The organism is Methylobacterium sp. E-005, from assembly GCF_022829725.1.
GTDB lineage: Bacteria > Pseudomonadota > Alphaproteobacteria > Rhizobiales > Beijerinckiaceae > Methylobacterium.
In genome coordinates this window covers 68,382-93,386 of sequence record NZ_JAKSYG010000045.1, presented here as the reverse complement: position 1 = coordinate 93,386, position 25,005 = coordinate 68,382, and the positions used below count along the sequence as shown (strand labels likewise).

The window sequence follows — 25,005 nt, the reverse complement described above, 5'->3', positions numbered from 1 at the left end:
GCAGCGGGACGCCTCAGAACGTGTAGCCGATCTTGCCGCCGAAATTGGTCAATCCGCGGTTGTTCGCGCAGAGGCCCGCGTTCGACATGTGCTCGACGGTGGCCATGATGCTCCAATGCTCGGTCAGACGGAAGCCCAACGCGGCAGCTTCGCGGAACATCGGCGAGCAACCGAGGGTGTTGAAGCCGTAGGGTGTGTCGGCCTTCGGGCCGGTATAGCCGTTATGCGCGACACCGCCGAAGAACCCATCGAGGAAGACGCGGCGATTGAAGGTCTCCGGGAAGACTTCGAGGGTCCAAGTCGCTCCGAGATAGGCGTAGCTGGTCCGGCCGCCGGTGTTGTAGCTGCCACCCACCGTAGGCCGCGGCACGAAGGCCTGCCAGAACGGATCGGCGCTGATGGCCGGCTTGGCGAACAGAATCTCGCCGTTGACGTTCGCCTTGCTGAAGCCCGGGAGCTTGCCTTCGGCGCTGCCGGGGTCCTGAACCGAGCCGCCGATGCGCACTTCGGAGACGATGCTCAGGGGTTGGACCGGCGGTGCGTAGTAAGTAGCCGGGGCGGGCGGCAGATCCGCAGCCGAGACGGGCTGGATCACCACCAACGGGATCAGACCTATGAGACAGGCGCGGATAGGGGCGGTCATAGACACTCGGCCGAAGCGACTTGGCGGTTCGATACTACCGAGCGTAGCACGGTGCCGCTGAGCTCAGGCCGGCTTTTCATCCCTCCCACCCGCGAAAGGCTGCGGGTGCGGCAGCCCGGTCACACCGGCGTTCCGGTCAGCAGGCTGAGCGCCACCAGACCACGCCCATGATGATCACGATGGCCACGAACTGAAGCAGGACGCGCAGACGCATCAATTTCTGCGAGAGGTTGGCGCTGCCGCCGCGCATCATGTTGGCCAGCCCGAAGAACAGCACGAAGGCGACGGCCAGGCAGGCGAGAAGGACGAGGGTGTTGGACGACATGGTGACGACGATCCGGACCTGACGGGAACCGAGAGCGGTTCCCGTCGCGAAGCGGGAAGGGGTTCAGTTGCGACGGAGCAGGCGCTCGAAATAATCGAGTTCCTCGCGGGGCCGCGTCGGATCGCCGAGCTTGCGGCGCAACTCCTCCATGATGCGCCGGGCACGCTGGACGGCCGATTCGTCGGCGGTCGGGACGCGGACGCGTCCGTCGCTCATATCACGGCCGCGGGTCGGCCGACCGAGCGGATCATCGTCCCTCGCGCCGGCTTGGCCCTGCTGACCCGGCTGCTGCCCGCCTTCCTGCTGGCCCTCGCCCTGACCTTCGGCCATCTCCTGCATCTGCTGCGCCATGCCCTCGGCGCCCTTCTTCAGGCCGTCGAGGGCACGGCCCTGAGCGTCGACCGCTTCGCCGGAATCGCCGTCCTTCAGGGCGTTCTCGGCATCCCGCATGGCATTCTCGGCATCGGACAGGCCCTGCTCGCCGCGCATGCCGTTCTCTTTCATACGCTGCTGCAGCTCTTCCAGTTTCTGCCGCAGCGCCTGCTGGCGCTCGCCGACGTCACCTTGCTGTCCCTGGCCCTGCTGACCCTGGCCCTGCTGGCCCTGCTGCTTCTGCCCCTGTTGGCCGCGCTGGCCCTGTTGCGGCTGCCCGCGATTGGGCTGGCGTTGACCATCGCGCTGCTCCTGCTGATCCTTGAAGGTCTGATCGCGGAGGCCCTGCTGCTCACGCGTCATCGCATCGAGGTCGCGCATCTGCTTCTGCATTTCGCGGGAGGCTTGATCCGAACGGCTGCCGCGCTCGGCGGTCTGGAGGTTCTCCAGGATGTTGCGCAGCTGCTCCATGAGGCGCTGCGCCTCCGCGGTGTCACCCCGCTTCATCGCGTCGGCCATGTCCTGGATCATCTTGTCGAGATCCTCGGGCGTGACGGTCTTCGATTGCTGGTTTTTCTGCTGGCGCTCGCCGGATTTGTTGGGATCGCGCCCCTGCTTCTGCGCCATCTCGGACAGGAACTTGTTGAGCGCCTGCTTCAGATCCTGGGTCAGGCGCTTGATCTCGTCGTCGGGCGCGTTGCGTTCGATGGCCTCCTTCAGCCGATCCTGCGCCTGACGCAGCTGCTTCTCGGCGTCCGAAAGGTCGCCGTCCTCGATCTTCAGCGCCATCTCCCAAAGCAGGTCGGCGACAGCCACGAGGTCGGCATCCGATCGCGCCCGGCGCAGGCGCTCCGTGGCGGTCCGCAGTCCGAGAAACACCGCGGGTTGCGGCGTGAACAGGTCGGGGGCGACAATCAACGCGTCCAGGGCGGACTGTACCCAGGGGCGATCCGTGTCGGGGGCGGTGACGAGGCGCCGGCGCTCCTCCGCGAGGGCGCGGGCCAGAGGGTCGCGGAATGGCCGCGCCGGCAGCGTGATCTCGCTTTCGGGCGTCCGGCCTTCCTGCCCGGCCTCATCCTTCACGACGATCTGATAGCGCACGCGGGCGCCCGACCAGGGATTGTCGGTGAGATCGACGAGCGTCTTGGTGTCGGTATCGCCGGTTGCGTCGCCCGGCAGCGCGAGGCCGATATGCGGGAGCGGAACGAGCGACCGGCCCGGTTTGACCGGCGCGATCACCGCCTCGGCCGAGCTGATCCCGTAATCATCCTTGGCACGGTAGGTGAGGTTGAAGGTCCCGCGCCCGTTCACCTCGGGGCCGCCGATCGCGGTCACCTCCGGCGGCCGGTCGGGGATCGCATCCACGGTCAGACGCTGCCGGCCGGCCGGGGTCACGATCGTCAGTTCCGCGTTGCCGGTGATCCGATAGCGCTCCTCACGCAGGTCCGGGCGTGGCTCCTGGCCCGGCACGGGAACGAGGCCGGCATTGGCCGTGAGCGTGGTGTTGGCCGCGGCCTTGCCCTGACCGGCGATGCGCACGATGAGTTGCGCGTTGATCGGTGCCCGCAGGTGCTGCTCGCTGCCATCCATGGCGATCAGGAGCGGCGGCAGCCGGGTGTAGAGCGGCGGGTCGATCCAGCCGTCGACGCGGAAATTCGGGCTGGGCATCGCCGGCTCATGCCAGTCGAAGGCCGACCCGATCCGCTCGCGCCATTCCGGTCCCGCAGCGAAGAGGCTTGCGGCTGCCGCGACGATCAGCCCGGCGCGCAGCGCGAAGGGATCGTGCCGCACCATGCCGGGCCGCGGTCGCCCGACCCGGAGAGCCGCGACGGCTCGCGCTGAACGACGCTGATGAAGATCCCACAGCGCCCGGCTGCCCGCATCGGTGGCGCCGACCGCCAAGGTGTCCTGCGCGGCTGACGCCGGCCCGTGGCGGAGCGCCGGATCGCGCGTCGCGGCCTCTTGGTCGAGCCGGCTCAAGGCTGAACGCCGTTCGATCCACCTGAGCCGGGTGAGGGGCAGCAGCGCGACGACCAGCAGGGTGGCCAGGATCACCAAGCCGATCCGGCGCCAGAGTGGGGACAGGTCGAGCCAGAGGCCGGACCACGACACGATCAGGAAGAGCAGCACGACCGCGAGACCGCGCCAGAGGACCGGCCAAGTCTCTTCCCAGAGCGCAGCCCAGCGCGCTTGCGCGACGAGTCGGTCGAGCCGCGCGGATGCCGGTGCACGCTCCGATCTCGCGCCGCCGTTGCCGTTCTCGTCTTCGAAGCCGTTTTTGCCGATCACGCCGATCGTTCCGCCTCGCGCCCCTGGCGACGGATGTGAATCCGAAGCCGATCGTCCAACGCTATCATGGTGGGCCGCGGCGGTCGGCGGGTCAAATCGGCGCGACGAACGGCCTAGTTATGCGCTTGGATGAAGTTTCGCACCTGCGGATAGATCTGCGTTTCCCAGCGGCGTCCGGCGAAGACGCCGTAATGACCCACGCCCGGCTGGAGATGATGCGTCCGCATATACGGCGCGAGGCCGGTGCAGAGGTCGTGGGCCGCCATGGTCTGGCCCACGGCGCAGATATCGTCCCGCTCGCCCTCGACGGTCATCAGAGCCGTCCGTCGGATGGACCGCAAATCGATCGGCTCGCCGCGATACGTCACCGCGTTCTGGGCCAGAGCGTGGTCCTGGAAGACGGTCTTGACGGTCTCGATGTAGAACTCGGCCGCGAGGTCGAGGACAGCGAAATACTCATCGTAGAAGGTCTCGATCGCCGCGGCCTTGGCGTCCTCGCCGTTGGCCATGTGCCAGAACAGGTCGGCATGGCCCTGCACATGCCGCTTGGCATTCATCGACATGAACGCGGTGACCTGCATGAAGCCCGGGTAGACCTTGCGGCCCGCCCCCTTGTGGCGGGTCGGGACCGTCGCGATGAGGTTTTCCTCAAACCACGTGATCGGCTTCGAGTTGGCGAGTTCGTTGACGCCGGTCGGGTTGATCCGGCAATCGACCGGGCCGGCCATCAGGGTCATGCTGCGCGGCGCCGCGGCGTCCTTGGCCTGCGCCATCGCGGCGGCGGCCACCAGCGCCTGTACCGCAGGTTGGCAGACCGCCACCATATGGGCGCCTTCGCCGATCGTCTGCAGGAAGTGCACGAGGTGGCCGACGTAATCGTCGAAGCCGAAGCGCCCCTCCGATACCGGAATGTCGCGGGCGTTGTGCCAGTCGGTGATGTAGACGTCGTGGTCCGGCAGCATGGTGCGCACGGTCGCCCGCAGCAGCGTTGCGAAATGGCCGGACATCGGCGCGACCATCAGCACCTTCGGCTGCTCGGTGTGAATATCCTTCTTGAAATGCAGCAGCGTGGCGAACGGGGTGACCACGACCGGTTCCTCGGCCACCGGCACGCTTCTGTTGCCGACATCGACGGCATCGATGCCGAAGGGCGGTCGCGCGAAGGTCAGGCCGGTGCGCATCATCATCCGGGCACCGGCCGACATCCAGGTGAACGGCTCGCCGAGCCCGACCCAGGGCGACCACACCTCGTTGAGCATCCGCCCCCAGGCCCGCGTCTGGGCGGCGATGTCGGTCTGCAGGTCGAACGCGTCGTACAGCATGGGGCGGGCACTCGCGGAGCCCTGCCCGGCACGCGGGCCATCGGGGCGGCAATGGAGGCGGATGCCGGATTGGAATTGCATCAGCGTGGCCGGTTAGGATGGTCCCGCCTCCGAGGGCCGGCAACTGTCCAAAGGACGAAATGCCAGAAGAAGACTACCGACGTGACTTTGGTGCATCATCCGGGCGGCAGGAAACGGCCGCGGCTGCGGCGTTGATCCCTATCATGCGGTCGGCCGATACTCGGTCTGTTGCGTCGATATCTACGTCGGCCAACACCCTCAGGATGCCCGGCGGACGGCCTGTTCGACCTCGGTGCGGCGGTGCTCGCAGGCAATCTTCAGGTATCGGTCGCTGCCTCCGGGCAAACCAGCCTGTGCCGCCATGGTCTGCGCGTGCATCAGGCATTCCATCGGGGTGTGCGCAGGCGCAATGATGACATCGAGGGCGGTGTCGCGGGAGCACTCCTGAGCCAGCAATGTGCCAGCGCAGACCAGGGCAACGGAAAGCAGTTCAGACATGACGGACCTCGGTTTCGAGTGATCGAAAGGTCCGCGGGGTGCTCTGGCGTGCGAGCCGCCGCGTTGTCGTTGCCTGGGTGCTTCCTCAAAGATGTTGAGCTGCCGAGGCACGTCTCATGCCAGTTGTGAAGCTTCGTGCTGCACCGGCTGGGATCAGTCGCGTGCCGGGAGCCAGTGTGTTTCGGGCTCCCTGGCGGGGAGCAGGGCCGCGACGGCATCGAGATCGACCACGTACTGGTCCGTGAGCATCCGCCACATTTTATCGGGGGAATCGGCCTTCGGCCGGAAACCTTCGAAGGCCCGGGCCACCAGCGCCTTGTTCAGCAGCCGCGGGCGCCGCAGCAGTGGATCGGCGTTCAGCATCAGCGACAACTCCATCCCGATGCGTCTGATTGTCTGGGTTTGTGGTTAACGCGCGGTTACCTTTCCGTCCGAGATCTTGCCGAGGTCTTCGTCGATGCCACGGTCGTCCTGGTCGCGGTGCTTGGGATATTGCGTTGGGATCGGCGGCACCGCCTCGTCCATTGAGCCCCTTCAACGGAGCGCGGCCTGACGCCGGGGGCACGAGACCCTCGCTCCGGTTCACAAGCCAACACCCATCCCTTATCAGGCAGGCGGATTGAGGCCGGGTCGGCGGGACGGGGGCCGCGACGGGCCAGCGCCGCGCTCAGCCGATCGTGCGAACGGAACATCATGGACGCCATACCAGACGCGATCGGCACGGCGCAGCGACCGACGGCCCGACTCGTGCTTGCCTCAGCCTCGCCGCGCCGGCTCGCGCTGCTGCAGCAGATGGGTATCGAGCCGGATGCCCTTCTGCCGGCTGAGATCGACGAGACGCCGCGGAAGGTTGAACCGCCGCGCGACCTCGCACGCCGGTTGGCGCGGACCAAGCTCGCCACCGCGGAGGCCGCCCTGCATCTCTGCGACAAGACCGCGCCGACTTGGCTCCTCTCGGCCGATACGGTCGTGGCTGTCGGACGGCGCGTGCTGCCGAAGGCCGAGATTCCCGACGAGGCGGCGGACTGCCTGCGCCTGCTCTCAGGGCGCCAGCACCGCGTCTACACGGCGGTCTGTCTGCTCTCGCCGCGCGGACGGCGCGAGCGGATCGTCGAGACGCGGGTGCGATTCAAGCGCCTCTCCGGTCGGGACATCCAGGGCTATGTCGCATCGGGCGAATGGCGCGGGAAGGCGGGCGGTTACGCGATCCAGGGTCTGGCGGGCGCCTTCGTGGTCAAGCTCGTCGGATCCTACAGTTCCGTGGTCGGCTTGCCGCTCTACGAGACCATGAGCCTGCTGGACGGTGAGGGCTATCCCATCCGCGCCGGCTGGGGCGGCCTCGCATGAGCCGGGAACGCCGCGAAGCCTGTCCGATCTGCCGGCGCCCGTCCGCGCCGGAGTTCCGTCCGTTCTGCTCGCAGCGCTGCGCCGACGTCGACCTCGGCCGGTGGCTGAACGAGCGCTACGCCATCCCCGAAGAGATCGATTCCGACGAACCGCCTCCGGAGCCAGATCCGGAGCGGTGAACTTTTTCCGGCGTTTCCGTCACGTCGGTGTCACGCCGAGGCTGGACAGGACGCAAGGCACTGACTATACCCCGCGGCGTCCGAGGCCGGCACGGCAGCGGACGACGCCCAGGTAGCTCAGTTGGTAGAGCATGCGACTGAAAATCGCAGTGTCGGTGGTTCGATTCCGCCCCTGGGCACCATCCTCTCGCTGAGATCGAGAGCGACGATGCCAAACACCTTTGATTGTTCGAGCGGGCGATTGCGTGGCTTGCGGGCTTTCCGTGCAGGCGGGGCCGGATGTCGCGCACTCAAGCTTGTGCGTCCTTGATCGGCTGCAGACGTGCAAGACTGAAGGGTGTCGAAGGACGCGAGCGTTGGATTAGCGTCCGCTTCTATCTGCGCACATGCAGATAAGTCGGGTCGAATTCCGCGGCGGTCACCAACCCTTCCCAGTCGTGGACGGTCAGCCGCCGGCTGCGCAGCGATACCAATCCCGCAGCCTTCAGATCCCGGATCGTGCGACTGACGTGAACCGGCGTGATTCCCAGGGCGTCGGCCAGTTCCGGCTGGGTCATGGGCCAGTCGCAGCTCAGCTCCGGAGCAAGGCCCACCGCGCCGAGGCGCGTGACCAGCTCGCAGAAGAGGTGAGCCATCCGGGCATAGGCGTTCCGACGACCCGTGTTCAGCATCCATTCGCGCACAAAAGCGGCGTCGATCAGCGTCACCCGCCAGAACAGTTCGCCAAGGCGCGGATGCGCGCGGAAGAGCGTCCGCATGGCCTCGTGCTGCACAAATCCGACACGGCAGGGGCTGATCGCCGCGATGCTGATGTCCAGGGTTTGCAGGTGGAGGCTCTGAAGATCGGGCACATCGCCGGGGACGTGGTAGCTCATGACCTGCCGTTTGCCGGACTGGGTCGTCTTATAGGTACTGGCGATGCCCGAGAGCAGCGTGAAGCTGCGGCTCGGCCGATCCCCCTCGCGCACGATGTCCTGGGCGGCTTCGATCCGGGCAACCTGCATCGGCAGAGTTTCGAGTGCGGCGCGCTCCTCGGAAGAGAGTTCGAACAGCGCGATGCTGTCGATCCTGCGCAGCAGCGGATGCCGAGTGGCGTGGTCGTTCGTTCCGTTCATCTCGCCTCAATCACCCTCGGGCAGATACCGCACGCATGCAAATGCCTGACGGATGCGCAGTATCCCGGTACCCTGACGACACCAATGAACCGGCCTGACGCAGGAAGATAAGTCCCACCGGGAATATTTGTATCGAATTGACGCTTCTATTTGCCCGAACGGCATCACGTTGGCGGGCAGTTTTATCTCGTTTCGGAGTCTGTGCGCTGCCGGAGCGCGGCATCGACGTCCGGTGAGAGGATCTCCCAGGCCGAGAAGGGGCTGGAAATCTCCGACCCGTCCGCGCACACAGGCGGCGCGGCATCATCGCCGCCCTGCCTGACGGAACGCTCGGATGAACACGGCCGATCTCGCCCCGCACGCGCATCAGGTTCTGGCCGAGGCGACGTTGCCCGATCTACCGAATCACTATCGCGGCAAAGTCCGGGACAATTATGATCTCCCAGACGGCCGGCGCATCCTGATCACCACCGACCGGATCAGCGCGTTCGACCGGGCGCTCGCCGCGATCCCGTTCAAGGGACAGGTCCTGACCCAGACCGCCCGCTTCTGGTTCGAACGGACGGGTGACATCTGCCCCAACCACGTTCTGGCCTACCCCGACCCCAACGTCGTGGTCGGACAGCGTCTGGAGATCCTGCCCGTGGAGGTGGTGGTCCGCGGCTATCTTGCCGGGACGACCTCGACCTCCGTCCTCACGCGCTATCGGGCCGGCGAGCGGGACATTTACGGACATCGCTTCCCCGACGGAATGCGCCCGAACGAGCGCCTGCCGGTTCCGATCATCACGCCGACCACCAAAGCCTTCGATGGCGGCCACGACGAGCCCCTGACCGAGGCCGAGATCCTGGGCCGCGGCCTGTTGACCGAACAGCAATGGCGGGTTGTCTCGGAGGCGGCGCTGGCCCTGTTCGCCCGCGGGCAGGTCGTGGCGGCCGAGCGCGGGCTGATCCTGGCGGACACCAAATACGAGTTCGGAACCGACGGGGACGGCCGCATCGTTCTGGCGGACGAGATCCACACCCCGGACAGCAGCCGCTACTGGTTCGCGCAGAGCTTTCCTGAGCGTTTTGCCAGCGGGGCGGCACCCGAGAGCTTCGACAAGGACTTCGTGCGCAACTGGGTCGTGGCCCGCTGCGACCCGTACCGGGATTCGATTCCCGAGATCCCGGCGGACGTCATCCTCGAGACCGCGGCAATCTATATCCGCGCCTACGAGACGATCACCGGTTCGACCTTTGCGCTGCCGGATCCGGCGGAAGCTCCGCTCGACCGCGTTAGCCGTAACATCGCGGCTTACCTCGCCGCTCATCCCGTGGGCTGACGGGGCGGCGCGTTTGGCGCCGCCCCCCCTGACGATCGGTACGGTCGAGAACGTTCAGGCAGCGGCTGCCATCGGGGCCGGGGCGGGAGCATCCATCGCCCGGAGGTACACGTCGAGCAGCGTCTCGTGCTCGTCGCGCTCGTCCTTGTCCTGCTTGCGGATCTTCAGGATCTCCTTGAGGATCTTGACGTCGAGGCCCTCGCCCTTGGCCTCGGCGAAGACCTCTTTCTTGGCTTCCATAAGATCCTTGATCTCTTCCTCAAGCCGTTCGACGCGCTCGATGATGGAGCGAATTCGGTCGCCCGCGACGCCCACGGTGTCGGTCATGTCGGTCATGCAATCCCTCGTCGGATGACGGGGGTATCCTCACCGGGGCAAGGTAAGCGGCCGGTTAAGGACGGCCTTTCTGGCCGCCCGAACCGTCTGGCTGCGCTCAGGCGTGGGCGAAGCGCGACTTCTTGCCGAGCGCCTCCTCGACGGTGCCGTTACCGTCGAGATAGCCGTGGACCTTCGGGTTGGGCATGATCAGCGACGCCACGAAGGCGATCGCCATCAGCACGGTCACGTACCAGAAGAACGTGCTCTCCATGCCGTTGTCCTTGAACCACAGGGCGACGAACTCGGCGGTGCCGCCGAACGTGGCGTTGGCCACCGCGTAGGACAGGCCGACGCCGAGCGCCCGCACGTTGGTCGGGAACAGCTCCGCCTTCACGATGCCGCTGATGCCCGTGTAGAACGACACCACGGCGAGCCCCAGCGTGATCAGCGCGAAGGCAAGGTAGGGATCCTTGTTGGTGCCGAGCGCGGTCATCAGCGGCACGACCATGAGTGTGCCGAGGCCGCTATAGAGCAACATGTTGGCCTTGCGGCCGATCCTGTCGGACAGGGCCCCGAAGATCGGCTGAATCGCCATGTAGACGAACAGCACCACGGTCATCACCTGCGAGGCCGAAGTCTTCGGCATTCCGGCCGTGTTGACGAGGTACTTCTGCATGTAAGTCGTGAACGTATAGAAGCTCAGGCTGCCGCCGGCGGTGTAGGCGACGACCACGAGGAACGCACGCCAGTGCTTCGCCAGCTCGGTGAAGGTGCCGGCCGTTTCCTTGTCGCCGCTGCCCTTGGTTTCGGCGAGCGAGCGCCGGAGATAGAGCGCCACGACGGCCAGTCCGGCGCCGATGAAGAATGGGATGCGCCAGCCCCAGGCCGTCAGCTCAGGCGCGGTCATCACCGTCTGGAGCAGCACGAGGACCAGCGAGGCGAGGAGCTGGCCGCCGATCAGCGTGACGTACTGGAACGAGGCGAAGAAGCCCCGTTTCCCCTTGATCGCCACCTCGCTCATATAGGTCGCGGAAGTGCCGTACTCGCCGCCGACCGACAGCCCCTGAAGCATGCGGGCGAGCAGCAGCAGCACGGGCGCCAGGGTGCCGACATGCTCGTAGGTCGGCAGGATGCCGATCAGCAGCGAGCCGAAGCACATCATCAGGACGGAGATGACCATTGAGGTCCGCCGCCCGACCCGATCAGCGATGCGTCCGAACAGCCAGCCGCCGACCGGACGCATGAAGAAGCCGACCGCGAAGATACCGGCGGTCTGGAGCAATTGGCTGGTGGAATCGCCCTTCGGGAAGAAGGCCGGCGCGAAATAGAGGGCGAAGAACGCGTAGCAGTAGAAGTCGTACCATTCGACGAGATTGCCCGAGGACGAGCCGACGATTGCCCAGATGCGCCGCTTCCGATCCGCAGCGTCGTCGTGGCTGCCCGGTGCGATACCGATCGTATCGTTTCGCAAGGCGGACATGGCGTCTCCGTCAATCACTTATCGGGACGGCGATGGCCGGCCTCTTCTTCATACGATCCGACGTTACAGGCGGTGACCGCGATCGCAAGTCCGTGATGAGTCTTTCCTCGGGATGCTGCCGGCGCCTGTCAGGTGCGTCGCTGCCGCGGCCGACGCGTCCGGAACGGTTTGCCCCGGGGGGCCGTTGCGGCCCGGCACGGACGCCGATGGCGCTCCGACGGCGGCAGGAGGAGAGGCCATGAAGCGGATTCTGAGAGACACGGTGGCGGCTGCCATCGTGGTCGCGGGAGCGGCAACTGCATTCGCGCAGGGCGGACCGGGCGGCGGTGGGGCAGGGGGCGCCGGGCCTGGTGGAGCCGGTGGTGCGCCCGGCGCCGCCGGAGCTGGTCCCGGCGGCGGTGCCGGTCCCGGCGGAGCGGGCGGCGGCATGCGTGGCGGTGCTGGCGGCGCGGAAGGCGGTGCCATGCGCGGGCCTGCAGCAGAGGGTGGCGCACGTGGTGCGGAACCGGGGGGACCTGGAGGGCGCGGTGCCGAAGGGCCCGGCCGCGCCGGGGGCGCCAACGAGCGGGGTGGACCAGCCGAGCGCGGTGCGTCGGGCGCGAATCCCGGTCCCGGTGAGCGTGGCGCGCGGGAGCCCGGTCCAGGTGGCGAACGCGGCAATCGTGATGCGGCCGGGCCCAACCAGGGCGGGCGTGGTCCTGCCGGTGAGCGTGGTCCTGCGGGTGAGCGCGGCGCCCGCGGCGGAGCCCGTGAAGGCGCCTCGGTCCGCGGCGCGGTGGGCCGGCTCGACACCCGGCAGCGCACGGAGTTCCGCTCGTCGATCACCCGCCTGGGCGTCTCGCCACTCCGGGACGTGGCGTTCGGCCTGGCGGTCGGCACGGCGATCCCGCGCTCGGTCTCCCTGCACCGGCTGCCTCCGGCGATCATCTCGATCGTGCCGGAATATGAGGGCTACGATTTCGTCCTGGTGCGTGACGACATCGTCATCGTCGACCCCGACACGCACGAGATCGTGGATGTGATCCCCGGCTGATTGGCCCTTACCGGACGCCGCACGACCATTCCTTAGCGTGCGGCGTCCGCCTTGTGGCGGTCCGGCCGAGGTGACGCCAACCCGGCCCATCGCGATCAGCGATGGGCTTCGGTCGCCATGCGGACCGCGAGCGCCGCCAGCACCGTCCCCATCAACCAGCGTTGGACAACGCTCCAGAGCGGGCGCTGGATGAAGAAGACCGCGATCGTCCCGGCCGAGACGACGTAGACGGCATTCATCCCCACGCTGACGGCGAGCTGCGTGCCACAGAAAATCAGCGCCTGCGCAAGCACGCTCCCGTTCGCCGGATCGATGAATTGCGGCAGGAGCGACAGGTACAGAACCGCGATCTTCGGATTGAGCAGGTTGGTCAGGAGGCCCATCACGAAAAGCTTGCGTGGGCTGTCCTTCGGTAAATCGTGGACTTCGAACGGGGATCGCCCGTCCGGCCGGATCGCCTGCCACGCGAGGCACAGGAGATAGAGGGCGCCGGCGAGGCGCACGGCATCGTACGCGAAGGGAATTGCGATCAGAAGGGCCGTGAGGCCCAAGGCCGCACAGGCCATGTAGACAATATGGCCCGCGAGGATGCCCCCAAGTGAGATCAGGCCGGCTGTCCGCCCCTGCGCGATCGAGCGGGAGATCAGATAGACCATGTTCGGTCCCGGCGTGACGGCCATGCCCAGCGAGATCATTCCGAAGGCCAAGTAGGTGCCGAGATCCGGCATGTCGATCTCTCTCCGCGAACGTCACCACCAAGACGAGCGCCCGGGTGCTGCCCGAACGATCCGTCTTACACGCGGGACGATAGCTGCCAACAACGGGTTGAAGGGATAGCCTACGGCCTGTCAGAGCTCTAGCGGCGACCGTGGCGCTGGCGTGGCCGACTCGCCATGACCGTCGAGCTAGGTAAAATCCAGCGTGAGCTTGACCAAACCTCCCGCGAAGGCCGCATGCGGCCGGTTTTCACCGGGCAGACGGGGGATGGTCGGCCTTCCGCCCTAGTCTGGAAAAGCGAAGGGCGCGTGGAGAGCTACGCTCCATTTCGCCAGTCCTCTTCCCACACAGCCAGAGTGGAAACGATGAGCGCCGGGAGTTACCGGTTGCCGTTGGTGATACTCAACCGGATGTGATGCAAAGCGCCGAGCGCAGCGACGGCCGCGTTACCGCCCCCCATCCAGAAGTTTTGAAACGACCCGGGCCGTGTAGTCGACCATCGGTACGATGCGGGCATAGTTCAGCCGCGTCGGGCCGATGACCCCGACGACGCCGACGATCTTCTGGGCTCCGTCCCGGAACGGCGCGGCGATCAGCGAAGAGCCGGAGAGCGAGAACAGCTTGTTCTCGGACCCGATGAAGATGCGCACGCCGTCGCCACCCTCGGCCCGGGCGAGGAGATCGATGACGTCCTTCTGGCTTTCCAGATCGTTGAACAGCAGGCGGATGCGCTCCAGATCCTCGACGGCCCTGAGATCGTCGAGCAGGTTGGCCTGCCCGCGCACGATCAGCTGACGCGCCTCGGATGGGCCGACCGGCGTCGCGAGGCCGGCATCGACGAGGCGCTCGGTCAGGGCGTCGAGTTCCCGCTTCATCGCCTGGCGGCTGGCCTCGATCTCCGCCCTGAGGGTCCCGAGGGTTCGGCCCTGGAGACGGGCGTTCAGGAAGTTCGTGGCTTCCTGAAGCGCACCGGCCGGCAGGCCTTGGGGCAGGTCCACGAGGCGATTCTCGACGGAGCCGTCGTCCGAGACCAGCACGACCAGTGCCCGAGCCGGGTCCAGGCGCACGAACTCGATGTGCTTCAGGTTCACGTTCGCCTTGGTGGTCAGCACGACCCCGGCGCCGCGTGAAACCCCGGACAACATGGTCGAGGCCTCGGTCAGGGCTGAATCGAAGGTGTGGCCCGACGCGGCCGCCCGCATCTGCGCCTCGATCCGGGCCTGCTCGTCCTGGCTGACGTCGCCGAGTTCCAGCATGGCATCGACGAAGAACCGCAGGCCCAGCTCGGTCGGGAGCCGGCCCGCGGAGGTGTGCGGCGCGAAGATCAGGCCGGAATGCTCCAGATCGGCCATCACGTTGCGGATCGAGGCCGGCGAGAGCGCCATCGGCAGGATCCGCGCGAGGTTGCGCGACCCTACGGGCTCGCCCGTGGTCAGATAGCTTTCGACGATCTGCCGGAAAATTTCCCGGGCGCGCTCGTTGAGCGCGGCAAGCGCGTGCATCGATGGTCCGTCGGAAAATCGCGGGTTCGGGTCTGTCACGCTCTGGTCCTGACGTCCGATCATGTCCAACCGCTCGGTCCGGATCAATCCGTCCCTGCGTTTCAGCTGCGCCGCTTGCCCGCGCCAAGTTGGCGGCCTAAGAGCCCGGCCCTCGACTTTCCTCATAGAAGGGGCCCGCAATGCGGCCTTCCAAACGCGCCGCCGATGAGCTGCGGCCCGTGAGCCTTGAGCGGGCGGTCTCGCGCTACGCCGAGGGCTCGTGCCTCGTCAGCTTCGGCAACACCCGGGTGCTTTGCACCGCCTCGCTGGAGGAGCGCGGGCCCCCTTGGCTGCGTGGCTCGGGCAAGGGCTGGGTCACGGCCGAATACGCCATGCTGCCCCGTGCGACGCACGAACGCACCCGCCGCGAGATCGGTTCCGGCAAGCCCTCGGGGCGGACCCAGGAGATCCAGCGGCTGATCGGCCGGTCGCTCCGGGCCGTGACCAACCTTCCGGCCCTCGGCGAGCGGCAGGTGACGGTGGATTGCGACGTGATCCAGGCCGATGGCGGCACGCGGACGGCTGCCATCACGGGCGCCTGGGTGGCCCTGCACGATTGCTTCAGCTGGATGCGGGCGCGCTCGATCATCTCGGTCGATCCGCTGCGCGACCACGTCGCGGCCGTTTCCTGCGGCCTCTACAAGGGCACACCGGTACTCGATCTCGACTACGCGGAGGATTCGGCCGCAGAGACCGACGCCAATTTCGTGCTCACCGGCCGGGGCGGCATCGTCGAGGTGCAGGGGACCGCCGAGATGGAGCCGTTCTCGCAGGAGCAACTCCTGGACCTTCTACGGCTCGCCCGTGCCGGCACCGACCGACTGGTCGCCCTCCAGATGGAGGCGGTGGCGTGAGCCGGCGCCTCACGGGCAAAGTGGTCATCGCCACCCACAATGCCGGCAAGCTCGCGGAGATGCGCACGTTGCTGGCGCCCTTCGGGATCCAAGCGGTGTCGGCCGGCGAACTCGGCCTGCCGGAGCCGGACGAGACCGGCACGATGTTTTCCGAAAACGCCGCGATCAAGGCCAGGGCCGCCACCGAAGCGACGGGCCTGCCCGCCTTCGCGGATGATTCCGGCCTGTGCGTCGATGGCCTCGATGGCGCGCCGGGCATTTTCTCCGCGCGTTGGGCCGGTCCCACCAAGGATTTCGCCGGCGCCATGGCGCGCATCTTCGCCGAGCTGGATCGGCGCGGTGTCCAGGATCGCCGGGCGCATTTCGTCTCGGCGCTGGTGCTCGCTTGGCCGGACGGTCACACCGAGCTGTTCGAGGGCCGCGTCTTCGGCGAGCTCGTCGAGGCTCGGGGCACGGCGGGTTTCGGCTACGACCCGATCTTTCGACCGGACGGCCATGACCGCACCTTCGGCGAGATGACAGCAGAGGAGAAGCACGGGGTCGACTGGCAGCGGGGGCTGGGGCTCTCGCACCGCGCCCGGGCCTTCGTCGATCTCAGCCGGGCCTGCCTCGTACCCGGCGCCTGATTGCCAAACCGGGCCGCACCGCTCACATCCACGCCATCATGCAAGCGACCGGCCCGGACCACCCGACCCGCGATGCGGGTTTCGGCATCTACCTGCACTGGCCCTTCTGCGCCGCGAAATGCCCGTATTGCGACTTCAACAGCCACGTTCGCCACGCCGGCGTGGATGAAGCGCGCTTCCGCGATGCCTTTCGGCACGAGATCGACCATGCCGCGGCCCGGACGCCAGGCCGGACGGTCACCAGCATCTTCCTCGGGGGCGGCACCCCGTCGCTGATGCAGCCCGCCACGGTCGCCGGCCTGCTCGACGCCGTTGCGGCGCGCTGGTCCGTGGCACCGGACGCAGAGATCACCCTGGAGGCTAATCCGTCGAGTGTTGAGGCGGCCCGTTTCCGCGGTTATCGCGCGGCCGGGGTCAACCGCGTGTCACTCGGCGTGCAGGCCTTGAACGACGCCGCCCTGAGGACGCTCGGCCGGCTCCACGACGTGAGACAGGCCCTGGACGCGATCCGTGTTGCGCAGGCGACGTTCGACCGCACCTCGTTCGACCTGATCTATGCCCGACCGGACCAGACGCCCGCCCTGTGGCGCGACGAACTCGCCGAGGCGCTGGATCGGGCCGGCGAGCACCTGTCCCTCTATCAACTGACCATCGAGCCGGGCACGCCGTTCCAGGGCCTTGCCGAGCGGGGTAAGCTGGTGGTGCCGGACGACGAAACGGGGCGCGCCCTGTATGACGTGACACAGGAGTTGTGTGCTGCTGCTGGGCTGCCCGCCTACGAGATCTCGAATCACGCCCGGCCCGGCGCGGAATCGCGCCACAATCTGCTCTACTGGCGCTACGGTGAGTATGCCGGGATCGGCCCCGGGGCGCATGGTCGCCTCGTCACCGAGGCCGGGCGGATCGGCACCGTGACCGAGCGCATGCCCGAGGCTTGGCTCGGTCGGGTCGAGCGCGACGGCCACGGCATCGTCGAGACCGAGGCCCTCTCGTCCAACGATCAGGCCGACGAATTTCTGGTGATGGGCCTGCGGCTGCGCGAGGGGATCGATCCGGACCGCTATGCTGCCCTGAAGGGCCGGCCCCTGAACGGCAACCGGATCGGCATGTTGGCGGGTGACGGCTTGCTGGAGCGGCGCCCCGGAGGTCGCATTGCAGCGACCGCGCGCGGCGCACCGGTCCTGAACGCGATCGTTGCCGAACTCGCGGGCTGATCAGAGCCCGGGCTTGGCCAGCACCCGGGGGGCAGGGCTCACCGGCGTCGCGGCGTTGTTGCGAATTTCATAGACCGCCAGTGCCCGCTCGCTCTGCCCGTCCGGGCGGAAGCGGAAGGTGCCGTCCACACCGGCGAAGCCCGCGCCGTTGGTCAAGGTCGGCTCGGCGAAGCGCTGCGAGCCATATTGGCGCGCGAGGGCCGCCGCCAGCGTCACGGCATCGTAGGCGAGCGACGTGACCCGCGGGGGCACCGCCCCGAACCGCGCCTGATAGCGTCCGCTGAACGCCGAAAAACCGCTTCGGTCCGGAGCGGCGAAGCGGCCACCCTGGAGGGCCGGTAGGGCGAAGAGCGCGGGCTCGTTCCACAGGGCCGTGCCGACGGGCCGGACACGCGCGGGCGCGAATCTGGCCTTGCTCAGCGCCGCCGCGACGGCTGGCATGGCCTCGGCGGTTTCGGGGATGAACACGGCATCGGCCGTTGCCCCGGGGCCGATGATGACGCGGGCCAGGCGCTCCACCGCCGGACCCGGATTGCCTGCTGGAAAGCGCTCCACGGCCGCGACGCGGGCGCCTCGGCGTGCCACGCTCTCGCGGAAGGCTGCCTCCACGGCGTTGCCGTAGGCGGACTCGGGGATCAGCGCTGCGAAGGAGCGCTTGCCGCCCGCCACGGAATCTTCGATCACCCGGTCGACTTCCGGCTGCGGCAGGAAGCTCAGGAGGTAGACGTTGGGCGCCGCCACGGTGACATCCGTCGAGAAGCCGATCACCGGTTTACCGGTGGCCTTCGCCACGCCGGCGGCGGACTGAACGCTGCCAGCGAAGAGCGGCCCGAGGACGATCTCGGCTCCTTGCCGCAGGGCCTCCTGGGCTGCCTCCCGGGCACCCTCGGGGGTGCCGCGATCATCCTCCACCAGGATCGTCAGGTCGGGCTGCTGCGCCTCCTCGTAGGCGAGCTGGGCGGCGTTGCGCATGGCGGCGCCAACGGTCGATCCCTGTCCGGTCAGGGGCAGGATCAGGGCGACCTTCACCGATCCGGCGCCGATTCGCGGCCCGGCCGATGCCATGGGCGTGACCGGCCCCGGTCCGGCGGGCGCCGGCGCAGCGGCCGACGGCCCTTCCTGCGGAATCTCGACCGGCGGTGTGAGGGCGGCTTGCGAAGGCCTGCCCTTCCGAGCCACGTCGCTGCCGAGGCAGCCGCCGAGGGGCAGGAGCGTCGCGCAGAGAAGGACGCTGAGGGCAAGGGCGCGCACGAGACGAACCGGCGCGCCGATCAGCTGCGCCATGGCGCAATCTCCTTCGGACAGGCGGAAGCAGCCTGATCGCGCATCCCGGAAATGTAAACGCGTCGCAGCGGACTTGCCCCCGGCCATGCGGCTCAGGCGCGACGAGGGCCGGCCAGTGTGGCAAGATCGCCAGCGATGACACGCCGATTCGACGCCCCGACGACAGCGCTTCCCCGGAGACCGGGGGCGGACCGGCCCCGGGCCACCACCTTCACGGCCTTCGGGCTGGCAAACGAAGTCGAGGCGCTGTCCCCCGGGCTGCACATCGTGGCGACGCCGATCGGCAACCTGCGTGACATAACCATCCGCGCGCTCGCCACCCTCGCGGCGGCTGATGCGGTGCTGGCCGAGGATACCCGGGTCACACGGACGCTCCTCGCCCATTACGGCATCACGACGCCGCTGCTGGCCTATCACGAGCATTCCAACGACGCCGTGCGCGAGCGGATGGTCGGCCGGCTGCAATCCGGCGAGGCCCTGGCGCTCGTCTCGGATGCGGGTACGCCCCTCGTCTCGGATCCGGGCTACAAGCTGGTTCAGGCCGCGATCGAGGCCGGTATCGCGATCACACCGGTCCCCGGTCCGTCGGCGGTGATGACCGCCCTGGTGGCGGCGGGATTGCCGACCGATCGCTTCTTCTTCGAGGGCTTCCTGCCTCAGAAGGCCGGTGCCCGGCGCAACCGGCTGGAGGCGCTGGTTCAGGTGCCAGGCACGCTGGTGCTGTTCGAATCACCGCATCGCCTTCCGGAGATGCTTGCCGACGCCGCCGCGGTGCTCGGGCCGGACCGACCGGCCGCGGTGACCCGGGAACTCACAAAGCTTTACGAGACCGTCCGTCGCGACACGCTGGGCGGTCTCAGCCAGCGCTTTGCCGAGGACGGGCCGGTGAAGGGCGAGATCGTCGTCATCATCGGCGCCGCTACGGCCGCCGAACGGAGCGAGGAGGGCGATGAAGCCCTCGACGCGCTGCTCCGTACGGCGCTGGAGCGGCACTCGATCAAGGATGCCGCAAGCCTCGTCGCCGACGAGACCGGGCAACCGCGGCGGATCGTCTACACCCGGGCCCTCGCCCTGGCACGGAGCGAGGGATGATCGAAGCGCGCTCGGAGCAGACAGCAAGGCGTCGGGCCGCCTATCTGCGTGGCCACCGCGCCGAATGGCTCGCCCTGGCGGCGATGATGCTGAAGGGCTACTGGCCGATCGGCCGGCGTGTGAGCTTCGCGGGGGGTGAAATCGACCTCATCGTCCAGCGCCTGAACACCATCGCGTTCGTGGAGGTCAAGGCGCGGAGCCGGCGCGATGACGCCCGGGAGGCGATCGATGCGGCCAAACGGCGCCGGTTCTCCCGGGCGGTCCGGTCGTGGATCGGGCACAATCCGTGGTGCGCGGGCATGACGTTCCGGGCGGACGCCGTGTTCGTCGGCGCCCGGGGCTGGCCGGCGCACGTGGCCGACGCGTTCCCGATTGAAGGTCTTTAACGCACCGCCGCCGTTTCAGGCACGGGCAGCCCGGATGGCACCGATCAGGGTGCGCTTCAGTTCGGCCTGGCTGAACGGCTTCTGCACCACCGGGCGGTCGCGGAACGGCTCGCGGATGCCGGCGCCGCCGTAGCCCGTGGAAAAGACGAGTGGCAGATCGCGCTTCGCGATCGCCTCGGCGACCGGATAGATCGGCTCGCCGGCCACGTTCACGTCGAGAATCGCGACCTCGAACGTCTCCTGGGCCGCCATCTCCAGGGCAGAGGACAGGCGTGCGGCCGGCCCGACGACGGCGCACCCGAAATCGAGCAGCATGTCCTCGAGCAGCATCGAGATCGCTGCCTCGTCCTCCACGACGAGTACGCGGACGCCGTTGAGAACATCGTCGTTGGAGTCAGCAGTCACGCCGGGCCGTCTTCCCATCGAGTGCCCCCGAACCGGGGACCGAGCCGTCCGATTGATTGACCCGTGAACCGTTTGGCTGACGTCCGGAAATTTCCAACGCCGCTACCACGAACGGTTCACGTTCTAGCCTTTGGCGTCGCCCGTAACGGGCAACGTGTCAAGCGTTGCGGAGCCGTACCGGTAACCGCATCGGCGCGGAATGTTAACCGTTGTTACATATTCGCAGCGAGGCCGATCCCTCTCAGGGCTAAGGTATCACTCGTCCTTGAAGCTGACTTTTGCGCCGCGCGCGACATGGGCGGCGAGGTCCCGGGCATTCCAGTTCGTAAGCCGGATGCAGCCGTGCGACGCGGTCTTGCCGACCTTCTCGGGTTCCGGCGTTCCATGGATCCCGTAGCTGGGGATCGCGAGGTCGATCCAGACGAGGCCCACCGGGTTGTTCGGGCCCGACTGGATGGTGAACTTGCTCTTCGATTTCACGCCCTTGAACGCGTATTTCGGATTGTAAGTGTAATCCGGATCGAAAGCCACACCCTTGACCTTGGTCTCGCCGCTCGGTGCTGGCTTCTCGGTACTGCCGATCGAAGCTGGATAATAATCCAGCAGCTTTCCATCAGAACCGAACGCGCGTACGTCGTGGCTTTTCTTGTCGACTTCGATGCGCTCGACCTTCGGATCCTGCGGCAGATCCTTCGCCTTCGGCTTGTCGGTTCCCATCGGGTCCACGGCCGCGACCATGATGGTGGTGCCGGCCTTGTCGAGGGGGTTGTCCGGGTTCAGCGCCGTCACGAGGGCGCGGCTCATGTGGAAGCGTTCCGCCAGCATCTCGCGCGGGTTCGTGTAGCTCATCGCTTTCAGATCGGCCTGCTCCTCCATCTTGGGCGGGATCTTGTCGACGTAGGGGCCTTTGCTGTCGGCCTCGGTGATCGTATAATCGGTCACGACGGGCTTATCGCTCGTGGACTGGAGCTTGGCCCAGACCTCCGGTGTCAGGTCCGACGTCGCTGGAAGACCCTGCGCGACCGCGAAGGCCGAAAGGGCGCGCTTGTAGTTTTCGCCGGTCAGCCCATCGATGGCGCCCGGATAGAAATGAGCGCGGTCCAGCAGCACCTGGGCCTTCACGATCAGCGGATCGGGTTTCTCGTCCGCCTTCCCGGTTTTGACCGGGCGTTTGGCGGAAGCCTTGTCGTCGGCTTGTTGGGGCAGGGCAGCGCTGTTGATGGCGTCCGCGGTCAGCGCGGGTGATGGCGCTTCACGTTCGGAGACCTTCGGCTCCGGACGAGCCTCCGCGATCGGGGCGGCGACGCTGGTCACCAGAAGCGCCGCAAGGACCGGCCGCCAGGATTTCGGGGTCATCGAGGTCGCTATCTCCGGAAGCGTCTGTGCTCCGCACGCAGAAATGCCGGGTCTGTCCGAACGTTCCCCCACGCTATTCGCAGAGGCGGTGACCGGCGGTCCGCTCACGCTCGTCGAGGTGGAGATGGTTGGCGTGGGCTGCGTTCGTGCCCGGCCCCAGGACCGTCCGGAAGAAGCCACAGGCCTTGCCGCGGACGGTGCTGAGGAACTGCGCCTCGTCGGATCCCTCAGGCATCGCCTTCACCGGGATGCCGGCCCGGCTGGCGAAGGTGAAGGCCATCACGTCGACCGCGTTGGCGAAAGCGTGCTCGCTCAATTTGGCATCGACATCGTGATTCTGGCCGCGGCAGACATAGGTCCCGCCGAGTTCCAGGCCGGTCACCTTCTGCTTCAGCGTCCTCTCGGCCTCGACCTGGACCTCGGTCACCCATCGGGCGAGCGCCTCCGCCGTCCGGCAGGTGAGAGTCGCGCCCTGCGGTAGCGCAATGCCGTCGGCAAGATGTGCGACCTTCAACGGCAGCGGCGCCGTACATTGTCCCTCGGCGATCGGCGCCAGGGGCTCGAACGCCACACCCAGCCGCGCGAGGCGGGTGCGGCATGCGGTATCGTCCGGGGGCGCGACCTTCAGTGCCAGGGCCGCCTCGCCGGAGAGTTCGGGCGGTCGCCCGGGCGGGGTCGGCGGTGGAATGGGGATCTCGGCCTTGCCGTTCTCCAAAGGCTTCTCCGCTGCCGGTGCCTCGGTGGCCTCCTTCGATCCGGCGACGGGTGGTGTCAGCTCGGCCGGTCGGACCGGCGGCGTCGGCGGCGCTGCCTCCGGCGCGGGCGGAGTCTTGAGCGCCTCCGGCCGCTCCGGCGGGAGGGGTGGGGGCATCGGGACGGCGGCCGCCGGTGCCTCGGCGGCCCGGCATGCGACGGTCGTTAGGGCCAGGGCGAGGGCGCCGCACGCCAGAACAGACGGCAATCGGCGGATCGGTGGACGTCGTGCCGGCATGGGGCCTCGAAGCGTGGGCGTTGGTTCACGGAAACGAGCGAGCGGCCATTCGGATCACCGGCATAGTTGACGGATGGCCAGAACCGGATTCTCACTGCCGGATCGTGCGCACGGATCGCGTCGGCGAACCGCCCCGATGACGACCCGCGCCGCCTGAACCGACTCTGAGGATTGAATGCCGGACGCCGTTGAAGCCGGGCTCCCGAGCCTGCCGCAGGACAATCCCTTCTCCGAGGCCCTCTGGAGCACGCCCTTCGAGATCCCGCCCTTCGAGCGGATCCGGCCGGAGCACTATCGCCCGGCCTTCGAGGCGGCGCTTGCCGTCCATGCCCGTGAGATCGAGGCCATCGCGGCCGAGACAGCGCCCGCGACCTTCGCCAACACGGTGGCGGCCATGGAGCGGGCGGGGCAGGCCCTCGAACGCGTCGCCGGCGTCTTCTACAACCTCACCGGGAGCCACACCAACCCGGAGCTGCAGGCGATCGAACGCGAGATCGGGCCGAAGCTCGCCCGCCACGGTAGCGCGATCTACCTGAATCCACAGCTCTGGGCCCGAATCTCGGCGGTGGATGCGGAGGCTGAGGCTCTCGGTCCGGAGGAGCGCCGCGTCCTCGATCGCTACCGGATCCGCTTTCGCCGGGCCGGGGCGACTCTTGCGCCGGATGCGAAGGCACGCATCGCCGAGATCGCGGCCCGGATGTCGGAGCTCGGCACGACGTTCAGCCAGAATCTCCTGGCCGACGAGAGCAGCTTCACGATGCCGCTACAGGGCGAGGAGGATCTCGCCGGGCTGCCGGCCTTTCTGCGTGCCGCCGCCCGGAGTGCCGCGGAGGAACGGGGGCTGGACGGACACATCATCACCCTGTCCCGCTCGTTGATCGAGCCGTTCCTCGTCTTCTCGACCCGCCGGGATCTGCGCGAGCGCGCCCATGCCGCCTGGACCCGGCGCGGCGAGAACGGCGGCCCGACCGACAACCGCGCGATTGCGGCCGAGATCATCCAGCTCCGTGCCGAGCGCGCGCGTCTGCTGGGCTTCGACAGCTTCGCGCATTTCGCCCTCGACGACACGATGGCGGCGAGTCCCGATGCCGCCACGGGTCTGCTCCGCGATGTCTGGACCCCGGCCCGGGCCCGGGCCGGCGACGAGCGCGACCGGCTTCAGGCAGCGATCCAGGAGGAGGGCCACAACTTCACCCTCCAGGCGCATGATTGGCGCCACTACGCCGAGAAGGTCCGGCGCGCCGAGCACGATCTCGATGAGAGCGAGATCAAGGCCTACCTGCCCCTCGAGCGGATGATCCAGGCGGCCTTCGACACGGCCTCTCGGCTGTTCGGCTTGACCTTCGAGGAACTCAAAGAGGCGCCACGCTACCACCCCGACGTGCGGATCTGGCGGGTCGGCAATTCGGACGGGTCGGAGGTCGGTCTGTTCATCGGCGATTATTTCGCCCGGGCCACCAAGCGATCCGGCGCCTGGATGAGCGCCTTCCGCTCGCAGGAGCGGTTGAACGGATCGATCACGCCGATCATCGTCAACGTCATGAACTTCGCCAAGGCGCCGGAGGGCGAGAGCACGCTCCTGTCCTTCGATGACGCCCGCACGCTTTTCCACGAGTTCGGCCACGCGCTGCACGGCCTCCTATCGGACGTGACCTACCCGCTGCTCTCCGGCACCGCAGTCGCCCGTGACTTCGTGGAACTGCCCTCCCAGCTCTACGAGCACTGGCTGGAGCAGCCGGAGGTCCTGCGGACCCATGCGCGCCATCACCAGACCGGAGAGGCGATGCCGGATACCCTGCTGCAGAAGCTGCTGGCTGCCCGCACCTTCAACCAGGGGTTCGCCACCGTGGAGTATACCGCATCGGCGATCGTCGACATGACGCTCCACCTCTCGGCCGAAGGCGAAGCGGGGCTCGACGTGCCCGCCTTCGAGGCCGAGGCGCTCCGGCGGATCAGCATGCCGGCCGAGATCGGCATGCGGCACCGGACACCGCATTTTGCCCATATCTTCTCGGGGGACGGCTACGCGGCTGGCTATTACAGCTATCTCTGGTCGGAGGTGCTGGATGCCGACGCGTTTGATGCCTTCCGCGAGGCGGGCGACATCTTCGATCCAGAGACCGCCAAGCGCCTGCGCACCTTCGTGTACGGCGCCGGCAACTTGCGCGACCCACGCGAGGCCTACACAGCCTTCCGCGGACGGATGCCGAGCATCGAGCCGCTGCTGAAGAAGCGCGGACTGGCGGCATGAGTGCGAGAGACGATTCGAAACG

25 protein-coding genes and 1 tRNA gene are annotated in these 25,005 nt (G+C 67.7%); 11 read left to right on the top strand and 15 right to left on the bottom strand.

Annotated elements, in window-relative coordinates; translation table 11 throughout:
- Positions 1-13: 13 nt before the first annotated feature.
- From MKK88_RS04435 to MKK88_RS04410, 6 genes are all read right to left on the bottom strand, one after another.
- Positions 14-643: an acyloxyacyl hydrolase gene (locus MKK88_RS04435; protein WP_243997392.1), complete on the bottom strand. Its 630-nt coding sequence runs from the start codon at positions 641-643 to the stop codon at positions 14-16.
- Between the two features lie 136 nt (positions 644-779).
- Positions 780-968 (bottom strand): twin transmembrane helix small protein, encoded by a 189-nt coding sequence (locus MKK88_RS04430; protein ID WP_243997391.1) that lies wholly within the window; start codon positions 966-968, stop codon positions 780-782.
- 63 nt (positions 969-1,031) lie between these two features.
- The gene (locus tag MKK88_RS04425) at positions 1,032-3,629 is read right to left on the bottom strand and encodes a TIGR02302 family protein (RefSeq protein ID WP_243997390.1); all 2,598 of its coding nucleotides are present in this window, start codon (positions 3,627-3,629) and stop codon (positions 1,032-1,034) included.
- 113 nt (positions 3,630-3,742) lie between these two features.
- Entirely contained in the window at positions 3,743-4,951 is a 1,209-nt protein-coding gene (locus MKK88_RS04420) for a polyhydroxyalkanoate depolymerase (RefSeq protein WP_243997389.1), read from the bottom strand.
- A 279-nt stretch (positions 4,952-5,230) separates the two neighbouring features.
- Positions 5,231-5,470, bottom strand: a complete 240-nt coding sequence (locus tag MKK88_RS04415; protein ID WP_243997388.1) for a hypothetical protein — start codon at positions 5,468-5,470, stop codon at positions 5,231-5,233.
- Positions 5,471-5,623: 153 nt separating this feature from the next.
- On the bottom strand, positions 5,624-5,833 hold the full coding sequence (locus MKK88_RS04410; RefSeq protein WP_243997387.1) for a hypothetical protein: 210 nt from the start codon (positions 5,831-5,833) through the stop codon (positions 5,624-5,626).
- A gap of 330 nt (positions 5,834-6,163) precedes the next feature.
- On the opposite strand from MKK88_RS04410, the gene MKK88_RS04405 reads away from it, so the two are divergent.
- The 3 genes from MKK88_RS04405 (at position 6,164) to MKK88_RS04395 (ending at position 7,178) form a co-directional block, all read left to right on the top strand.
- A complete protein-coding gene (locus MKK88_RS04405) occupies positions 6,164-6,817 on the top strand; it encodes a Maf-like protein (protein ID WP_243997386.1) in 654 nt (217 codons plus the stop codon).
- Positions 6,814-6,996, top strand: coding sequence for a DNA gyrase inhibitor YacG (locus MKK88_RS04400; RefSeq protein WP_243997385.1), 183 nt, complete (start codon positions 6,814-6,816; stop codon positions 6,994-6,996). Before MKK88_RS04405 ends, MKK88_RS04400 begins: the two co-directional genes overlap by 4 nt.
- Before the next feature lie 106 nt (positions 6,997-7,102).
- Positions 7,103-7,178: transfer RNA gene (locus MKK88_RS04395), tRNA-Phe, on the top strand.
- 192 nt (positions 7,179-7,370) lie between these two features.
- Here MKK88_RS04395 and MKK88_RS04390 read toward each other — a convergent pair.
- Positions 7,371-8,111, bottom strand: a complete 741-nt coding sequence (locus tag MKK88_RS04390; protein ID WP_243997384.1) for a Crp/Fnr family transcriptional regulator — start codon at positions 8,109-8,111, stop codon at positions 7,371-7,373.
- Between the two features lie 334 nt (positions 8,112-8,445).
- Between MKK88_RS04390 and MKK88_RS04385 the strand changes: the two genes are divergently transcribed.
- On the top strand, positions 8,446-9,435 hold the full coding sequence (locus MKK88_RS04385; protein ID WP_243997383.1) for a phosphoribosylaminoimidazolesuccinocarboxamide synthase: 990 nt from the start codon (positions 8,446-8,448) through the stop codon (positions 9,433-9,435).
- A gap of 54 nt (positions 9,436-9,489) precedes the next feature.
- Here MKK88_RS04385 and MKK88_RS04380 read toward each other — a convergent pair whose 3' ends face one another.
- Both MKK88_RS04380 and MKK88_RS04375 read right to left on the bottom strand, forming a co-directional pair.
- Positions 9,490-9,771 carry a DUF2312 domain-containing protein gene (locus MKK88_RS04380; RefSeq protein ID WP_243997382.1) on the bottom strand — a complete coding sequence of 94 codons (282 nt, stop codon included), beginning with the start codon at positions 9,769-9,771 and terminating at the stop codon, positions 9,490-9,492.
- A gap of 97 nt (positions 9,772-9,868) precedes the next feature.
- Positions 9,869-11,233, bottom strand: a complete 1,365-nt coding sequence (locus tag MKK88_RS04375) for an MFS family transporter (protein ID WP_243997381.1) — start codon at positions 11,231-11,233, stop codon at positions 9,869-9,871.
- Between the two features lie 775 nt (positions 11,234-12,008).
- Here MKK88_RS04375 and MKK88_RS34040 point away from each other — a divergent pair.
- Positions 12,009-12,266, top strand: coding sequence for a DUF1236 domain-containing protein (locus MKK88_RS34040; protein WP_313902297.1), 258 nt, complete (start codon positions 12,009-12,011; stop codon positions 12,264-12,266).
- A 95-nt stretch (positions 12,267-12,361) separates the two neighbouring features.
- Here the strand turns inward: MKK88_RS34040 and MKK88_RS04365 are convergent, their stop codons facing one another.
- Both MKK88_RS04365 and hrcA read right to left on the bottom strand, forming a co-directional pair.
- Positions 12,362-12,994: a LysE family translocator gene (locus tag MKK88_RS04365; protein ID WP_243997379.1), complete on the bottom strand. Its 633-nt coding sequence runs from the start codon at positions 12,992-12,994 to the stop codon at positions 12,362-12,364.
- 435 nt (positions 12,995-13,429) lie between these two features.
- Positions 13,430-14,485, bottom strand: coding sequence for a heat-inducible transcriptional repressor HrcA (gene hrcA / locus MKK88_RS04360; RefSeq protein WP_243997378.1), 1,056 nt, complete (start codon positions 14,483-14,485; stop codon positions 13,430-13,432).
- Between the two features lie 179 nt (positions 14,486-14,664).
- Between hrcA and rph the strand changes: the two genes are divergently transcribed.
- The 3 genes from rph to hemW are packed head-to-tail and all read left to right on the top strand — an operon-like array spanning position 14,665 to position 17,218.
- The gene (gene rph, locus MKK88_RS04355; RefSeq protein ID WP_243997377.1) at positions 14,665-15,378 is read left to right on the top strand and encodes a ribonuclease PH; all 714 of its coding nucleotides are present in this window, start codon (positions 14,665-14,667) and stop codon (positions 15,376-15,378) included.
- Positions 15,375-16,004 (top strand): RdgB/HAM1 family non-canonical purine NTP pyrophosphatase, encoded by a 630-nt coding sequence (gene rdgB, locus MKK88_RS04350; RefSeq protein WP_243997376.1) that lies wholly within the window; start codon positions 15,375-15,377, stop codon positions 16,002-16,004. Before rph ends, rdgB begins: the two co-directional genes overlap by 4 nt.
- A 38-nt stretch (positions 16,005-16,042) precedes the next feature.
- A complete protein-coding gene (gene hemW, locus MKK88_RS04345) occupies positions 16,043-17,218 on the top strand; it encodes a radical SAM family heme chaperone HemW (protein WP_243997375.1) in 1,176 nt (391 codons plus the stop codon).
- Here hemW and MKK88_RS04340 read toward each other — a convergent pair whose 3' ends face one another.
- Positions 17,219-18,502, bottom strand: coding sequence for a penicillin-binding protein activator (locus MKK88_RS04340; RefSeq protein WP_243997374.1), 1,284 nt, complete (start codon positions 18,500-18,502; stop codon positions 17,219-17,221).
- A gap of 135 nt (positions 18,503-18,637) precedes the next feature.
- Between MKK88_RS04340 and rsmI the strand changes: the two genes are divergently transcribed.
- Positions 18,638-19,594, top strand: coding sequence for a 16S rRNA (cytidine(1402)-2'-O)-methyltransferase (gene rsmI, locus MKK88_RS04335; protein WP_243997373.1), 957 nt, complete (start codon positions 18,638-18,640; stop codon positions 19,592-19,594).
- On the top strand, positions 19,591-19,980 hold the full coding sequence (locus MKK88_RS04330; RefSeq protein WP_279602067.1) for a YraN family protein: 390 nt from the start codon (positions 19,591-19,593) through the stop codon (positions 19,978-19,980). Before rsmI ends, MKK88_RS04330 begins: the two co-directional genes overlap by 4 nt.
- A 15-nt stretch (positions 19,981-19,995) precedes the next feature.
- On the opposite strand, the gene MKK88_RS04325 is transcribed toward MKK88_RS04330, so the two are convergent.
- The 3 genes from MKK88_RS04325 to MKK88_RS04315 all read right to left on the bottom strand — a co-directional run bounded on the left by MKK88_RS04325 (position 19,996) and on the right by MKK88_RS04315 (position 22,732).
- Positions 19,996-20,385, bottom strand: a complete 390-nt coding sequence (locus tag MKK88_RS04325) for a response regulator (RefSeq protein ID WP_243920087.1) — start codon at positions 20,383-20,385, stop codon at positions 19,996-19,998.
- 255 nt (positions 20,386-20,640) lie between these two features.
- Positions 20,641-21,741 carry a L,D-transpeptidase gene (locus tag MKK88_RS04320; protein ID WP_243997372.1) on the bottom strand — a complete coding sequence of 367 codons (1,101 nt, stop codon included), beginning with the start codon at positions 21,739-21,741 and terminating at the stop codon, positions 20,641-20,643.
- 73 nt (positions 21,742-21,814) lie between these two features.
- A complete protein-coding gene (locus tag MKK88_RS04315) occupies positions 21,815-22,732 on the bottom strand; it encodes an extensin family protein (RefSeq protein WP_243997371.1) in 918 nt (305 codons plus the stop codon).
- A gap of 175 nt (positions 22,733-22,907) precedes the next feature.
- Here MKK88_RS04315 and MKK88_RS04310 point away from each other — a divergent pair, with 175 nt between their 5' ends.
- Entirely contained in the window at positions 22,908-24,983 is a 2,076-nt protein-coding gene (locus tag MKK88_RS04310) for a M3 family metallopeptidase (RefSeq protein WP_243997370.1), read from the top strand.
- Positions 24,984-25,005 lie beyond the last annotated feature (22 nt).

Bases quoted from the DNA above. Each gene is read 5' to 3' on its own strand.
- MKK88_RS04435 (WP_243997392.1), bottom strand. From the start codon at position 643: ATGACCGCCCCTATCCGCGCCTGTCTCATAGGTCTGATCCCGTTGGTG.
- MKK88_RS04430 (WP_243997391.1), bottom strand. From the start codon at position 968: ATGTCGTCCAACACCCTCGTCCTTCTCGCCTGCCTGGCCGTCGCCTTC.
- MKK88_RS04420 (WP_243997389.1), bottom strand. From the start codon at position 4,951: ATGCTGTACGACGCGTTCGACCTGCAGACCGACATCGCCGCCCAGACG.
- MKK88_RS04415 (WP_243997388.1), bottom strand. From the start codon at position 5,470: ATGTCTGAACTGCTTTCCGTTGCCCTGGTCTGCGCTGGCACATTGCTG.
- MKK88_RS04410 (WP_243997387.1), bottom strand. From the start codon at position 5,833: ATGCTGAACGCCGATCCACTGCTGCGGCGCCCGCGGCTGCTGAACAAG.
- MKK88_RS04405 (WP_243997386.1), top strand. From the start codon at position 6,164: ATGGACGCCATACCAGACGCGATCGGCACGGCGCAGCGACCGACGGCC.
- MKK88_RS04400 (WP_243997385.1), top strand. From the start codon at position 6,814: ATGAGCCGGGAACGCCGCGAAGCCTGTCCGATCTGCCGGCGCCCGTCC.
- MKK88_RS04390 (WP_243997384.1), bottom strand. From the start codon at position 8,111: ATGAACGGAACGAACGACCACGCCACTCGGCATCCGCTGCTGCGCAGG.
- MKK88_RS04385 (WP_243997383.1), top strand. From the start codon at position 8,446: ATGAACACGGCCGATCTCGCCCCGCACGCGCATCAGGTTCTGGCCGAG.
- MKK88_RS04380 (WP_243997382.1), bottom strand. From the start codon at position 9,771: ATGACCGACATGACCGACACCGTGGGCGTCGCGGGCGACCGAATTCGC.
- MKK88_RS04375 (WP_243997381.1), bottom strand. From the start codon at position 11,233: ATGTCCGCCTTGCGAAACGATACGATCGGTATCGCACCGGGCAGCCAC.
- MKK88_RS04365 (WP_243997379.1), bottom strand. From the start codon at position 12,994: ATGCCGGATCTCGGCACCTACTTGGCCTTCGGAATGATCTCGCTGGGC.
- hrcA (WP_243997378.1), bottom strand. From the start codon at position 14,485: ATGCACGCGCTTGCCGCGCTCAACGAGCGCGCCCGGGAAATTTTCCGG.
- rph (WP_243997377.1), top strand. From the start codon at position 14,665: ATGCGGCCTTCCAAACGCGCCGCCGATGAGCTGCGGCCCGTGAGCCTT.
- hemW (WP_243997375.1), top strand. From the start codon at position 16,043: ATGCAAGCGACCGGCCCGGACCACCCGACCCGCGATGCGGGTTTCGGC.
- MKK88_RS04340 (WP_243997374.1), bottom strand. From the start codon at position 18,502: ATGGCGCAGCTGATCGGCGCGCCGGTTCGTCTCGTGCGCGCCCTTGCC.
- rsmI (WP_243997373.1), top strand. From the start codon at position 18,638: ATGACACGCCGATTCGACGCCCCGACGACAGCGCTTCCCCGGAGACCG.
- MKK88_RS04330 (WP_279602067.1), top strand. From the start codon at position 19,591: ATGATCGAAGCGCGCTCGGAGCAGACAGCAAGGCGTCGGGCCGCCTAT.
- MKK88_RS04320 (WP_243997372.1), bottom strand. From the start codon at position 21,741: ATGACCCCGAAATCCTGGCGGCCGGTCCTTGCGGCGCTTCTGGTGACC.
- MKK88_RS04315 (WP_243997371.1), bottom strand. From the start codon at position 22,732: ATGCCGGCACGACGTCCACCGATCCGCCGATTGCCGTCTGTTCTGGCG.
- MKK88_RS04310 (WP_243997370.1), top strand. From the start codon at position 22,908: ATGCCGGACGCCGTTGAAGCCGGGCTCCCGAGCCTGCCGCAGGACAAT.